The sequence below is a fragment of the Sphaerisporangium corydalis genome (assembly GCF_025506355.1).
In the GTDB taxonomy this organism is placed as follows: Bacteria; Actinomycetota; Actinomycetes; order Streptosporangiales; family Streptosporangiaceae; genus Sphaerisporangium; species Sphaerisporangium corydalis.
Map to the genome: position 1 here is coordinate 76,226 of NZ_JANZYP010000006.1, position 12,902 is coordinate 89,127.

The following is a 12,902-nucleotide window of genomic DNA, read 5'->3' on the forward strand; positions in this document are numbered from 1 at the left end:
GCGGAGGACTCTTTGGCCAAAGACCGAGGGGCCGAGGTCTACCTGGTCGCGGATCTCCAGGAACGCCTTATCCGGCGTTATTCTGGATTTTCATCCACCTTCGCCATGCAGGGGCATCTTGCAGGCATAATGCCCTTATGTCACCCGATCTCGTACGTCCACCATGGTGTACAGACATGCCTGCCGTAATCGGCTGAACAACGCTATTTCTAGGTAAACCAGACCTGATTGCCGAAGGGCCAAGGCGGCAATGGGGATAAAAAGGTGGGCGATCCTGGTGTCGCAAGGGCTTTTCCGGCTTCAAGGCGAACGCATTGACCTTTGTTAGGGCGTTAGCGCGTTCGGCATGTCGAATATTGAGCATACCGTGGTTACCGCCACAAATGTGGTACAAAAATCTCGATTCCCTGGAATCGTTGACGACATGGAACGCAATGACCTTCGATCACGACATATGCACATCAGCCAGTAAATCGCGCATACGACGGCGTACCTTGACGATTACCACCACGGCGGTGGGCGCCTTTCTGGCCTTGTCCTGCCAGACGGCCGGCTCCGCCGCGCAGAACCCGGTGACCGGCCGCCCCGGCCCGGCCGCAGGCGAGGGCGACGCCCGCACCGCCCGCCACGCCGGCATGATCCTGGGCCGGGTGGTGTCCCGGCCTGGGAAGCGAGCCGCCACCGGGCCGTGCCGATGCCACCACCGCCACAAGCACTGCCCCTGCCCGCCCCCCGGCCCGCAGGGAGAGCCGGGCCCGCCTGGTCCTGCGGGCCCACCGGGACCGCCCGGCCCGGCCGGGGAGGCACTCCCAGGTCCTGCGGGACCTCCCGGTCCGGCGGGCCCGGCTGGACTCACCGGTCCCGCGGGGGCCGATGGCGCGATCGGTCTCACGGGCCCGACGGGCTTGCCAGGCGCGATAGGCCTGACGGGGGCCGCGGGTGCGGCCGGGGCCGACGGGGCGATCGGCCCCGTAGGTCCCGTGGGCCCCGCAGGCGCAGCAGGTCTGACGGGGGCGGCAGGTCCGGCCGGGGCTGACGGGGCGATCGGTCCCGTGGGCCCCGCCGGTCCTACGGGTCTGACGGGGGCGGCAGGTCCGGCCGGGGCCGATGGGGCGATCGGTCCTGTGGGACCGGCGGGTCCTGCGGGTCCGACCGGCTTGACGGGGGCCGCCGGTCCGACGGGTCTGACGGGGGCCGCGGGTGCGGCGGGGGCTGACGGGGCGGTCGGTCCTGTGGGACCGGCGGGCCCTGCGGGTGCGACCGGCCTGACAGGTGCCGCCGGTCCGACCGGCCTGACGGGGGCGGTAGGTCCGGCCGGGGCTGACGGGGCGATCGGCCCTGCGGGACCGGCTGGTCCCGCGGGTCCTGCGGGGGCTGATGGTGCGGTCGGTCCTGCGGGACCTGCTGGTCCCGCGGGCACTGATGGGGCGGTCGGTCCTGCGGGTCCTGCGGGTCCTGCTGGCCCTGCGGGCCCTGCGGGGGCCGATGGCGCGACCGGTGCTACGGGACCGGCAGGACCCACGGGACCCCAGGGTCCTCCGGGACCGGCGGGCGTGACGGCGCTGGGCGCCGGGGCGACGGGCCCGGAAGGCCCACCAGGACCGGTCGGCCCGGCGGGCTCGAACGGGGTACGTGGTCCCGCCGGACCGGCAGGACCACGGGGACCCGCCGGACCGCAGGGGCCCATCGGACCTCCCGGACCCGCAGGCTCGGGCTCGGGTCAGGCGGCCGGGGTCGGCGGCGCGCCGGCCGGTCTCAGCTCCCTGGTCGTGGTGCGTCCCACAGGCATCCACACGTTCACGGCGTTCGTGCGGGCCGACGGCGCGACGTTCGTCCGGGATCCGTTCACGAAGACCGGACTGATCTGGCATGACGTCTCGACGTTGGCGGGCTACCCCGCCGACGTGAACGACGTGTCCATCGCCATGCTGCAGCCGTTCTCGGACAGCCTGTACCTCACCGTGCGGACGTCCACCGGGCACGTGGCCCAGACCCGGTGCAGCGCGTGCGACGCGGGCACCGAGGTCTGGCCGAACAACTGCACGCCCTTCGTCGACATCACACCGCCGAACCTGTAGAGGCGAGATGACGGCGGGTGCCGTACTGGGACCACCCTGGTACGGCACCCGCCGCGTGTGGTGCCCGTCCTCCGGATCGGAGGACGAGATGACGGCACATGTCGATTCGCCCGCCGGCCGTTCGTGTAGGAGGTGAGGGGCCGGCACGGTGCCGCCCCCGTTCGCGGAAGGATCAGGCATGGGCGAGGTGGTCGTCACCATGAACGTGACGCTGGACGGTGTGACGCAGTCACCGGGACGTGCCGGGGAGGACGTCCGGGGCGGATTCGAGCACGGCGGCTGGGCGGCGCCGTACGACGACGAGGTCAAGGGCAGGGCGATGGCCCAGGGGATGGCCAAGACGGGCGCGATGCTGTTCGGCAGGCGGACCTACGAGGACTTCTTCAGCGTGTGGCCCAACCGCACCGACAACCCGTTCACCGGGTTCCTCGACAATGTCCAGAAGTACGTCGCGTCCACGACGCTGCGCGGGCCGCTTCCGTGGCGGAACTCCACGCTGCTCGACGGCGACGCGGCGGACGCGGTGGCCGGGCTCAAGGAGGGGGACGGCCCAGATCTCGCGGTGATCGGCAGCGTGGAGCTGGTGCGGTCGCTGGCGCGCCGCGGGCTGGTGGACGAGTATGTGCTCCTCATCCACCCGCTGGTCCTCGGCTCGGGACGGCGTCTGTTCGCCGACGGCGATCCGACGGCGCACCTGCGGCTCGTCGACAGCCTGACGACCGGCGCCGGGGTCGTCATCGCGACGTACCAGCCCAAATGAGCGGCGAGGAAGATCTGATCGGAAGGACGCGGCCATGACGAGGTATCTGCTCAGCATCTACCAGCCCGACGGCCCCCCTCCAGGGCCGGAGATCATGGACCAGGTGGACAGGGACCTGCGCGAGCTGAACGGCCAGATGAAGGCCGCCGGGGCATGGGTCTTCACCGGGCCGCTGCACCCCGCGGACTCGGCGACCGTGGTCCAGCGGCGCGGCGGCGAGGTCGTCATGACCGACGGCCCCTACCTCGAGGGCAAGGAGCACGTCGGCGGGTTCTGGATCATCGACGCGGTCGACCTGGACGAGGCCCTGGAATGGGGCACCAAGGCGAACCGCGCCATCGGCCTCCCCATCGAGGTCCGCCCCTTCGCCGGCCCACCCACCTCCTGACCTGGCGTCTGTGAGCGTCGTTCCCGTCGCCGAGATCGAGCGGGTGTTCCGGGCCGAGTACGGGCGCGCGGTCGCCGTCCTGACCCGCGTCCTCGGCGGGATCGACCTCGCCGAGGACGCGGTCCAGGAGGCGTTCACCGCCGCCACGCTCCACTGGCCGTCGGACGGGCTGCCGCCCAGCCCGGCGGGCTGGATCATCACCACGGCCCGGAACCGCGCGATCGACCATCTCCGACGCGAGGCCTCCCGGGACGACCGGCACGCCCAGGCCGCGCTCATCCACGTCCGCGACGAGCCGATCGAGGAGGGCCCCGTGCGGGACGAGCGCCTGCGACTGATCTTCACCTGCTGCCATCCCGCGCTGTCCCGCCCCGCCCAGGTGGCCCTGACGCTGCGGCTCCTCGGCGGGCTCACGACCACGGAGATCGCCCGCGCGTTCCTCGTCCCCGAGCCGACCATGGCGCAGCGCCTCGTCCGCGCGAAGAGCAAGATCCGTGACGCGAACATCCCGTACCACGTCCCCCGCGAGGCCGAGCTGCCTGACCGGCTCCGCGCCGTGCTGGCCGTCGTTTACTTGATCTTCAACGAGGGGTACACCGCCAGCTCGGGGGAGCGGCTGATCCGCGAGGACCTCTGCGCCGAGGCCGTCCGGCTGGGACGGCTGCTCGCCGAGCTCATGCCGGACGAGCCCGAGGTGCTCGGCCTGCTCGCCCTCATGCTGCTGGCCGAGTCACGGCGCGGCGCCCGTACGACCGCCGGGGGTGACCTGGTCCGCCTGGCCGACCAGGACCGGGGCCGCTGGGATCGGGACCTGGTCCGCGAGGGCCAGGCCATCGTCCGGGACTGCCTCCGCCGCGACCGGCCCGGGCCGTACCAGATCCAGGCGGCGATCAACGCCGTACACAGCGACGCCGCGACTGCGGAATCGACCGACTGGACCCAGATCGTGCAGCTCTACGATCAGTTGCTCGTGTACGACCCCAACCCGGTCGTCGCCCTCCACCGGGCCGTCGCGGTCGCCGAGGTCGACGGCCCCGAGACCGCCCTCGCCCTCGTCGACTCCCTCGCCGGCGACCTCGACTCCTACCACCTGCTGCACGCCATCCGCGGCGAACTCCTCCACCGCCTGGGCCGCGACCCCGAGGCGGCCACCGCCTACCAGTCGGCCCTGACCCGCACCACCAACACCGCCGAACGCTCCCACTTGACCCGAACCCTCACCTCCCTCCCCGCCCCCAACTGACCCGCCCACCGCCGCTACTCCTCGAAAAGGGTCTCGCTTCGCCCGCAAAGGGTCTCGCTTCGCTCGAACAGTGTTTCCTGAGAGCTTCGCCCCTGCCGCAATGGCCAACGCACCCGAGGTTCGCGACCTCACCCACCGCGTTCAGGACCAGCCGCGCTTCGGATGGGACCGGGTGCGAAAGCACCACCCACCCCTCTACCTCAGCCCTTGCTTCACCTATCGATATTCGATAGATTCTCATCGTAACTCGATGAAAGGAAGGGTGCATGGGAAAGCTGGCAGTGCGTGCGCTTCGCGCCGTGCTCGCGGTGGTGCTAACCGGCACCGTGTTGGTACAGGTATTGACGGTGTGGTCGTTGGGCCACGACCCGGAGGACGGGTCGCTTCCGCTGACCCCGCTGCGGGTGATCACGATCCTCGGCATGGTGGCGGCCCAGGTCGCCCTGGTGAGCGTTTGGCGGCTGCTGACAATGGTGCGACGCGGAACCGTGTTCTCGCACTCCGCCTTCCGGTACGTGGAAGCGGTGATCGGCGCGATCGTGGCGGCCGCCCTCCTGTGGTTCGCGGTCACGGCCATCAACGCGCCCGGCCAGCGGGAGGACCCGGGCGTCACCGTCATCATGGGCGGGGTCGGCCTGGCCATCCTGGGAGTCGCGCTCATCGTGCTCGTCCTGCGGATGCTGCTCGCCCAGGCCGTCGCGCGTGACGTCGAAGCGGCGCAGATGAAGGCCGAGCTGGACGAGGTGATCTGATGCCGATCGTCGTCGACATCGACGTGATGCTGGCCAGGCGGAAGATGTCCGTGGGCGACCTCGCGGGCCGCGTAGGGATCACCCCCGCCAACCTGGCGGTACTCAAGAACGGCCGCGCCAAGGCAGTACGCTTCGCGACACTCGCCGCGCTCTGCGAGGTCCTCAAATGCCAGCCAGGCGACCTCCTACGCTGGGAAGCCGAAGACGCCGCAACCGGCTGACGCCCCCGAGAACATGAAGACCCCCGGCCCACCGACCTGACACAGCGCGACCCACACGGCATACGGCACCCCCCGCTCGCCGTATCCCCACTGACCACGTACGCCCTCCCAGGCGAAGCCACCTCCCCACCCCCACCCCCGCCACGCCGACGCCCTACCCCCACCCCCATTCGCTCACTGCGGCGCTTTTGTCAGGCGCCGACGCGGGGGGGTGGGTCGCGGTGAATTCGGCGCCCTGTGCGGTGGGTGACCGGTGCACGTGGTGGAAGCCTAGGTAGGCCGCCAGGCTCGGGAAAACGCCCGAGCCGGAGGCGAGGGCCGCTGGACAGTGCGCTGGTCAGCCCGTGATTTCGAACCAGACGGTCCGGCCGGCCGGTGCTTCCTTGTAGCCCCAGGCGGAGGACAGTTCCTGGACCAGCCACAGGCCGCGGCCGCTTTCGCTGAGTGGGTCCACCGGCATGGGAATCGATGGGACGGTGTCTCCCGACCCGCCGTCGAGAACTTCGACGCGCAGTGAGCGGCCGTCGCCCGCCACGACCAGGCGCACCACTCCGCGAACGCCCCACCCGAGAGCCCCGGGCGCGCCGAGCTCGTACCGGGTCGCATCGGTCGGCACCTCGGGTACGGCGTGGCCGTACCCGAGGGCATCGGTCGGCTCCTCGGGTGCGCCGTGGCCGTAGCGGACGGCATTGGTCAGGACCTCGCTGACCAGGAGCTCTATCTGGTCGAAAGTCGCATATTCCGGGGCGTCCAGGAGCCCCCGTACGAACGCCCGAGCCGTCGCGACCGACCGTGCCCGTGCAGGAAGATCGACGGCGCCGAGAAGCTCCATGGGTAATCCTCCGGTCTCGCCAGCTCGCGATGCCTGTGACACCAGATATTTGGCGTCCTATCCGGCACCGCCGTGCCTCTCATCTGATGGAATTCGCTACCTAGATTGCTGGCGAAGGAACGAGTTAGAGAGAGGAATGGTCTCACGGTCTCACCACAATGCAGGTGAGTCCGTTGACATATTAGTGAGATGGCGTGAGACCGGAGGAGAAATAAGACATGCCCAACCCAATCGAAATCAACGCCGAGGAATCCCCCCAAGCCCGGTTCGCGTACGAGCTACGTCAGCAACGGCAGCAAGCGGGAATGACCCAATTGCAACTGTCGCGCAGGCTCACCGTGTCCGTGAGCAGCGTCGGCATGCTGGAGACCCTCAAGCGCCGCCCCGACCGCAGATTCGCCGAAGCCTGCGACAGGGTGTTCAGACTGGACGGCGTCTTCCGCGAACTGTGGAAGCAGACGAGATGGGAGATGGCCCCCGAGCACTACCGAGACTTCATGGCGCTGGAAGCACAAGCATCCGCGCTACAGAGCTGGGACCCTATGCTGGTCCCCGGCTTCTTCCAGATCGACTCCTACGCCAGGCGGATCTTCGAGGACGAGCCAGGAATCACGCCGGAACTGGTAGAGGAGCGAGTCGCTCAGCGCATCCAGCGACAGTCCATCTTGTCTCGCGAGGCCGCACCAATGATCTGGAGCATCATAGATGAAGGGGTGCTCCACCGGCCCATGGGCGACGCCGACTTGATGCACGATCAATTGGAGCGGCTCATTGAGGTGGCCGGCCATCCGCGAGTGACAATCCAAATCATCCCCCACGCCGCACGGTCTGCGGTCGGTCTGCAGGCGGCTTTCACCATCGCCGAGCTTCGCGGCGTACCGTATAGCGTGTACATCGAGAGCGCACCGCGCGGCCTCACGATGGGGGACCGCGAGACGATAGCGGCCATGGTTGGACGCTACGACGCCCTAAGGGCCGCGGCGCTCCCGCAGAACCTGTCGCTCGGCATTATCAAAGAAATGGTGGGGAAATGGACCTGAGCAACGCGGAGTGGCGCAAGTCTTCCTGGTCTAGCGGCGACGGCGGACAGTGTGTGGAGGTGGCCACCAACATTCCCGGCCTCGTCGCCATTCGTGACAGCAAAGTCCCTCACGGGTCCGCTCTGGTCGTTCTCCCTGCTCAATGGGGTGCTTTTCTCCAGCGAATCAGAACAGGCGATCGCGACTACTGACCGCACAACCCCCGGTCCTTCCCACACGAGTCTCCCGCCGCAGCCGTCTCCGCGCCGACGGTGGAGGGCAGGCGTGGACGGCGCGTGATGTGGATGTGCAGTGGGCGTGAATGTCGGGGGGGTTTCATCGGGATGTGGGCGGAACGACCGCTCGCAGATGGCTCAAAGGGGAGTCCCGATGACTGACAAGAAGATCATCGCAGTGGTCGGTGCGACCGGTCAGCAGGGTGGGGGGCTGGTCCGTGCCATCCTCGAGGACCCGGCGCAGCGGTTCGCCGTCCGTGCGATCACCCGGCGGCCCGGCTCGGACGGCGCGAAGGCGCTCGCCGACCTCGGCGCCGAGGTCGTGGCGGGGGATCTGGACGACGTGGCGAGCCTGACGACGGCGCTCCAGGGCGCGTACGGCGCCTTCTTCGTCACCGCGTTCTGGGAGTACAACTCGGTCGAGCGCGAGCAGGCCCAGGCCCGCGCCCTGGCGTCGGCCGCCAAGGCCGCCGGGCTGAAGCACGTCATCTGGTCGACGCTGCCGGACACCCGCAAGCACATCCCGCACGACGACGACCGCGTCTCGACGTTCCCCGGCGGCTACCGGGTGCCGCACTTCGACAGCAAGGGCGAGGCCGACGCGTTCTTCACCGACGCCGGCGTGCCGACCACCTTCCTGTCCACCACGTTCTACTTCGACGCGTTCATCGACTTCTTCCGCCCCGCCCGCGACAAGGACGGCACGCTCGCGATCCACCTCCCGATGGGCGGTCACAAGCTCCCCGGGATCGCGTCCGAGGACATCGGCCGTACCGCGTTCGGCATCTTCGAGCGGGGCACCGAACTGGTCGGGCGGACGATCAACATCTCCGGTGAGAACCTGACCGGCGAGGAGTACGCCGCCGCGCTCGGCAAGGCGCTCGGCGAGACCGTCGTCTACCGGCCGATGAGCCTCGACGAGGCGCGCGCCCAGCCGTTCCCGGGCGCCGACGATCTCGCGAACATGTTCTTCTTCTACGCCGAGCACGAGGACGCCTTCGCCGGTGTCCGCGACCCCGCCGAGGTGCGGACGCTGAACCCCCGGCTCAAGGACTTCGCCACCTGGCTCGCCGCCAACCGCGAGAAGTTCACCGACTGAACCTGTCCGATGATCGGCTGGTCACGTCCTTGCGCGAGGATTCAGTCGGCGATCTCGTCAGGATTGGCAGCCGGCTGGGCGGATCCCATTCTGGAGCTCCTCGGCAGGGGCTGACCTGGAATACCGGCCTGACCCCGGCTGTTGCCGGAACTGACCGATCGGTCGGTTCCGGAGGGGGTCCCTGGTGGGCGAACGGCTGAGGTTCGAGGTGCTCGGTCCCGTGCGTGCCTGGCGGGGCGAGGACGAGATCGACCTCGGTTCCCCGCAGCAGCGTGCGATCTTCGCGATCCTGCTGCTCCAGGCCGGCCTGCCGGTCTCGCCCGACCAGCTCATCTCCGCGATCTGGGGCGCCACCGCGCCGCGCGCCGCGGTCGGCGTGGTCCGCTCGTACGTGTCCCGGCTGCGCCGCGCGCTGGACCCCGGCCACCCGGCGGCGGTGATCGAGTCGGTCGGCGGCGGCTACGCGCTGCGTACCGAGCATCTGGACCTCGCCGAGTTCCAGCGGCGGCTCGGCGCCGCCAGGGAGGCCCGCCGCGCCGGTGACCCGCCCGCGGCGGCGGTGGCGCTGCGTGCCGCGCTCGGTCTGTGGCACGGCACCCCGCTCTCCGGCGTCAACGGAGACTACGCCGAGTCCGAACGCGTACGGCTCGGGCAGCTCAGGCTGACGGCGATCGAGGACCTGGCGTCGGCCGACATCGAGTCGGGGCGGCACGCCGAAGCCGCCGCCGGGCTCGTGGAGGTGATCGCCGAGCAGTCGTTGCGGGAACGGCCGCGCGAGCTGCTGATGCTGGCCCTGTACCGGTCCGGCCGGCAGGCCGACGCGCTCGCCGTGTTCGGGGAGGCGCGGCGGCTGCTCGCCGACGAACTGGGCCTGGACCCCGGCCCCGAGCTGCGGGAGATGCAGCGGCGGATCCTCGCCGCCGACCCCGCCCTGCTCGCTCCCGACGCGCCGACCCCCGCCCGGCCCGCCATGTCGCCCGGCCCCTCCCAGTTGCCGCCGGACCTGCCGGACTTCGTGGGCCGCGACGAGGAACGGGCCCGCCTGTCCGCCGCCCTCACCCCGTCCCACGCGAGCGTGCCGGTGGTCGGCGTCGAAGGGCTCGCCGGCGTCGGCAAGACCACCCTCGCCGTGCGCCTCGGCCACACGGTCGCCGCGGACTACCCCGACGGGCAGTTTTTCGTCGATCTCGGCACGACCGGCGAGCCGCTGGCCGAACTGCTGCGCGGCGTCGGCGTACCAAGCACTGGTCTGCCCGATTCGTCCAGCGAGCGCACGGCGTTGTGGCGGACGCTGACCGCCGGACGGCGGCTGCTCGTCGTGCTGGACGACGCCCGCGACGCCGAGCAGGTACGAGGGCTGCTGCCCGGCTCCGGCGGGTCCGCGGTCGTCGTCACCGCGCGGCAACGCCTGTACGGTCTGGCGTACGCCCACTGGCTGAAGCTGGGCGGGCTGGGCGAGGACGACTCGATCGCGCTGCTGGAAGGGCTCGTCGGCGCGGGCCGGGTGCGCCAGGGAATCGCGGACGCCCGCGAGCTGGTACGGCGCAGCGCCGGCCTGCCGCAGGTGCTGCGGGCCCTCGGCGAGCGGATCGCCTCGCGGCCGGCCTGGAGCATGGCCGAGGCGACACGACGGCTCGGCCGGCCCGATCCCTCCTCGCCGGTGCTCCCGCTGGAGTGCGGGGCCATCGAGCGGCCGTACCTGTCGGTGCTTGAGCAGCTCACGGGCGCCCAGGCGCGGGCGTTCCGGCTGCTGTCCCTCGCCGACGAGCCGGACATCTCACTTGATCTCGCCTCGGCCCTGCTGGACCTGCCGCTCGGCGACGCCGGCGCGCTGCTGGAGTCCCTCGTGGACATCCACCTGCTGGAGGCCGGTGGCCTGGACCGGTACTTCTACCACGAGCCGCTGCGGAAGTTCGCGGCCAGCCGCGCGTACATCGACGAGGGGCCGGAGGCGTGCGCGGCGGCGATGGACAGGCTCGCCCGCTTCCACGGCGCCATCCCCATCGGCGCCTGACCGGCACCCTCTCCACGGCCATCCCATCGGCGCCCGACCCCCAGCTTCTCCCCATCGGCGCCTGACCCACACCCCCACCCCGCGACCTTGTGCGCCGCGTGAACTTTTCCCGTGGCACGTGGATCCAAGGGGCAGGTGGTCGTGACCCTGGAGGGGTGGGGAGCCGGTGGATATCCGGGACATGCCGACCGTCGCGGGCGGGCGGCCACCGGTCACGCCGCCGCCCGGGCGAGGGCACGCGCGGCACGGGCGGTGGGTCGTGCCCGCGGTCGTGACGCTGGTACTGGCCTGCGGGGCGGGGTTCGTGGTGTTCTGGACGGGCGGGTCGACGGCCGGCGGGTCCCGGGCCGTCGCTCCCGTGCTGGTGACAGGTATCGGCGGGCGTATCCCCCTGGGTACCGGGTTCGACTCGCCGTGGACGATGGTGCAGACCGCCGGTTGCGGGTACCCGAGCCACACAGAGAGAGGCGTCGACCCCACGCGGCAGACCTGCCGCGTGTTCGTGGTCCTCGGCAACCCGAGCCCCGAGCCGGTGCGGATGGCCGACCACTTCCCTGATCTCGTCGACGACCGTGGCGGCACCCACCCCGCCGTACGTGAGCCTCCGGGGCGGGCGCCGGTCGTCCAGCCCGGGCAGCGGCTCACCTCCGTCGTCTTCACGTACGAGATGGCGAGGGAGCGTCGCCCGGTCCGGCTGGAGGGCCGGCTCATCCAGGCCGGCCCGATCGTGCGGGTGCCGCTGTGAGACCCGATCGTGCGGGTGCCGCTGTGAGAACCGCCCGGCCCGGTCGTGTAGGTGCTGACGTGCGGGTCGCCGCGGAGGTGCCGCTGTGAGGTTCGTCAGGGTCGCCGTCGCGGGTGTGCTGCTCGCGTGCCTGACCTCCGTCCCGGTCGCCGCTCACGCGGGCCCCGCCGCTCGTGGCGGGGACTGCGCGCCGGAGTTCGTGATCGCCGACCCGAACGCCCGGCAGTACGAGCAGGCCGCACTCGGCGCGGTGTACACCCTCCGGATCGAGGAGGAGGGGCCGCCGCGTGTGCGGGCCCGGTTGATGCGGCCCTGGATGCCCCCGACGCCGGAGGGGCCGATCGCCAGGGCCGATATCGACGGGGACGGCTGCGACGACCTGGTGGTCGGTTCTCCCCATTTGAGCGCCGGCGACCACCCCGGCACCCCCGACCTCGGCTACCTGCCAGGTGAGGACGGGTACGTCCAGATCATCTGGGGTGGCACACCAGCGCGGGGGCAGATGGACGCCACGACCGTCCTCCGGCCGCCCGTCCGGGGCCGGCACGGGCATTTCGGCTGGTCGGTGGCGGCAGCGGCGGGCGTCGTCGCGGTGGGCGCGCCGCACGAGGACGCGCCGGGCGTGCCGGACGCGGGCGCCGTCCACCTGTTCGCCCTGGCGGACCGCCGTGTGCGCGGGGCACCCCGGCGGCTCGCCCAGGACACTCCCGGCGTTCCGGGCGACAGCGAGGACGGCGACCTGTTCGGCTGGTCGCTGGCCATGGCGGACCTGGCGGGGGCCGCCGGAGTACCGGACCTGGTGGTCGGCGCGCCGTACGAGGACGACGACGGGGGCGGGCGGCAGCCGGACGGGCAGGGGGTGACGCACGCGGGGGCGGTGACGCTGCTGCGCGACGTCGCGCTGCCGAGGACGCCGGCCGGCACGCAGTTCCGGTTGCCCTCAGCGGAGGGCCTGTTCGGGTACGCGCTGGCCGCGAGCAGGTCGGCGGGAGTCGCCAACCTGGCCGCGGGGGCGCCGGGCGCCGGCGCCGTACAGCTGTTCCGGGGGACGCCGGGCGGGGACCCGAGCCCGCTCCGGGTGCTGCGCGGGCCCAGGTCGTACGGGTTCTCGCTGGCGCTGGCCGGCGACGACCTGGCCATCGGAGCGCCCGACGAGGGCGGCGGGACCGTCACGGTCGTCCCGCTGGACGGGCCGGCGGAGCCGTTCGTCGTCGGGGGCGGTCCCGGGGATCGGTTCGGCTGGTCGGTGGCCGGGGCGGGGTACGGCCGGCTGCTGGTGGGCGCGCCGGACCGGGGGAGGACGGGGGCCGTGGCGCTGGTCCCGATCGGGGGCGACGAGATCGTCTGGTTCGCCCCCGGGGACGGAACGATCCCCGAGCCGCCCTCTGTGTACGGCGAGCCCCGGTGGCCGCACGAACGCGGCGTCGCGGTCGACTTCGGGTCGTCGGTGGGCTGAGCGGGGGAGAGGAGCCTTGCTGAGCCGTTCATGGGATTGCCCGCCGTGACCCGCCTTCA

Annotated in this window: 14 protein-coding genes; 13 read left to right on the forward strand and 1 reads right to left on the reverse strand. The window is 71.2% G+C overall.

What is annotated here, in order from left to right; translation table 11 throughout:
* The first annotated feature begins 1,377 nt into the window (after window positions 1-1,377).
* The 7 genes from NYZ98_RS06505 to NYZ98_RS06535 all read left to right on the forward strand — a co-directional run bounded on the left by NYZ98_RS06505 (window position 1,378) and on the right by NYZ98_RS06535 (window position 5,442).
* A complete protein-coding gene (locus tag NYZ98_RS06505) occupies window positions 1,378-1,557 on the forward strand; it encodes a hypothetical protein (protein WP_262841624.1) in 180 nt (59 codons plus the stop codon).
* A gap of 212 nt (window positions 1,558-1,769) precedes the next feature.
* Window positions 1,770-2,078 (forward strand): hypothetical protein, encoded by a 309-nt coding sequence (locus NYZ98_RS06510; RefSeq protein ID WP_262841625.1) that lies wholly within the window; start codon window positions 1,770-1,772, stop codon window positions 2,076-2,078.
* A 178-nt stretch (window positions 2,079-2,256) separates the two neighbouring features.
* Entirely contained in the window at window positions 2,257-2,838 is a 582-nt protein-coding gene (locus NYZ98_RS06515; protein ID WP_262841626.1) for a dihydrofolate reductase family protein, read from the forward strand.
* 34 nt (window positions 2,839-2,872) lie between these two features.
* Window positions 2,873-3,226, forward strand: a complete 354-nt coding sequence (locus NYZ98_RS06520) for a YciI family protein (protein WP_262841627.1) — start codon at window positions 2,873-2,875, stop codon at window positions 3,224-3,226.
* Window positions 3,227-3,236: 10 nt separating this feature from the next.
* Window positions 3,237-4,469, forward strand: a complete 1,233-nt coding sequence (locus NYZ98_RS06525; protein ID WP_262841628.1) for an RNA polymerase sigma factor — start codon at window positions 3,237-3,239, stop codon at window positions 4,467-4,469.
* Between the two features lie 266 nt (window positions 4,470-4,735).
* The gene (locus NYZ98_RS06530) at window positions 4,736-5,221 is read left to right on the forward strand and encodes a DUF2975 domain-containing protein (RefSeq protein ID WP_262841629.1); all 486 of its coding nucleotides are present in this window, start codon (window positions 4,736-4,738) and stop codon (window positions 5,219-5,221) included.
* Entirely contained in the window at window positions 5,221-5,442 is a 222-nt protein-coding gene (locus NYZ98_RS06535) for a helix-turn-helix domain-containing protein (RefSeq protein ID WP_262841630.1), read from the forward strand. Before NYZ98_RS06530 ends, NYZ98_RS06535 begins: the two co-directional genes overlap by 1 nt.
* A gap of 337 nt (window positions 5,443-5,779) precedes the next feature.
* Here NYZ98_RS06535 and NYZ98_RS06540 read toward each other — a convergent pair whose 3' ends face one another.
* On the reverse strand, window positions 5,780-6,274 hold the full coding sequence (locus NYZ98_RS06540; protein ID WP_262841631.1) for an ATP-binding protein: 495 nt from the start codon (window positions 6,272-6,274) through the stop codon (window positions 5,780-5,782).
* 218 nt (window positions 6,275-6,492) lie between these two features.
* Here NYZ98_RS06540 and NYZ98_RS06545 point away from each other — a divergent pair, with 218 nt between their 5' ends.
* From NYZ98_RS06545 to NYZ98_RS06570, 6 genes are all read left to right on the forward strand, one after another.
* Window positions 6,493-7,314 (forward strand): helix-turn-helix domain-containing protein, encoded by an 822-nt coding sequence (locus tag NYZ98_RS06545; RefSeq protein WP_262841632.1) that lies wholly within the window; start codon window positions 6,493-6,495, stop codon window positions 7,312-7,314.
* On the forward strand, window positions 7,305-7,505 hold the full coding sequence (locus NYZ98_RS06550) for a DUF397 domain-containing protein (protein ID WP_262841633.1): 201 nt from the start codon (window positions 7,305-7,307) through the stop codon (window positions 7,503-7,505). The genes NYZ98_RS06545 and NYZ98_RS06550 overlap by 10 nt, the downstream gene beginning before the upstream one ends.
* A 178-nt stretch (window positions 7,506-7,683) precedes the next feature.
* Entirely contained in the window at window positions 7,684-8,628 is a 945-nt protein-coding gene (locus NYZ98_RS06555) for an NmrA/HSCARG family protein (protein WP_262841634.1), read from the forward strand.
* Between the two features lie 184 nt (window positions 8,629-8,812).
* Window positions 8,813-10,642 (forward strand): AfsR/SARP family transcriptional regulator, encoded by a 1,830-nt coding sequence (locus tag NYZ98_RS06560; protein WP_262841635.1) that lies wholly within the window; start codon window positions 8,813-8,815, stop codon window positions 10,640-10,642.
* A gap of 181 nt (window positions 10,643-10,823) precedes the next feature.
* Window positions 10,824-11,387, forward strand: a complete 564-nt coding sequence (locus tag NYZ98_RS06565) for a hypothetical protein (RefSeq protein ID WP_262841636.1) — start codon at window positions 10,824-10,826, stop codon at window positions 11,385-11,387.
* Between the two features lie 85 nt (window positions 11,388-11,472).
* Window positions 11,473-12,843 carry a hypothetical protein gene (locus NYZ98_RS06570; protein WP_262841637.1) on the forward strand — a complete coding sequence of 457 codons (1,371 nt, stop codon included), beginning with the start codon at window positions 11,473-11,475 and terminating at the stop codon, window positions 12,841-12,843.
* Window positions 12,844-12,902: the final 59 nt, after the last annotated feature.

What these genes read in the sequence shown, in the direction of transcription:
- NYZ98_RS06505 (WP_262841624.1), top strand. Translation starts at nt 1,378, where the DNA reads ATGGTGCGGTCGGTCCTGCGGGACCTGCTGGTCCCGCGGGCACTGATG.
- NYZ98_RS06515 (WP_262841626.1), top strand. Translation starts at nt 2,257, where the DNA reads ATGGGCGAGGTGGTCGTCACCATGAACGTGACGCTGGACGGTGTGACG.
- NYZ98_RS06520 (WP_262841627.1), top strand. Translation starts at nt 2,873, where the DNA reads ATGACGAGGTATCTGCTCAGCATCTACCAGCCCGACGGCCCCCCTCCA.
- NYZ98_RS06530 (WP_262841629.1), top strand. Translation starts at nt 4,736, where the DNA reads ATGGGAAAGCTGGCAGTGCGTGCGCTTCGCGCCGTGCTCGCGGTGGTG.
- NYZ98_RS06535 (WP_262841630.1), top strand. Translation starts at nt 5,221, where the DNA reads ATGCCGATCGTCGTCGACATCGACGTGATGCTGGCCAGGCGGAAGATG.
- NYZ98_RS06540 (WP_262841631.1), bottom strand. Translation starts at nt 6,274, where the DNA reads ATGGAGCTTCTCGGCGCCGTCGATCTTCCTGCACGGGCACGGTCGGTC.
- NYZ98_RS06545 (WP_262841632.1), top strand. Translation starts at nt 6,493, where the DNA reads ATGCCCAACCCAATCGAAATCAACGCCGAGGAATCCCCCCAAGCCCGG.
- NYZ98_RS06550 (WP_262841633.1), top strand. Translation starts at nt 7,305, where the DNA reads ATGGACCTGAGCAACGCGGAGTGGCGCAAGTCTTCCTGGTCTAGCGGC.
- NYZ98_RS06555 (WP_262841634.1), top strand. Translation starts at nt 7,684, where the DNA reads ATGACTGACAAGAAGATCATCGCAGTGGTCGGTGCGACCGGTCAGCAG.
- NYZ98_RS06565 (WP_262841636.1), top strand. Translation starts at nt 10,824, where the DNA reads ATGCCGACCGTCGCGGGCGGGCGGCCACCGGTCACGCCGCCGCCCGGG.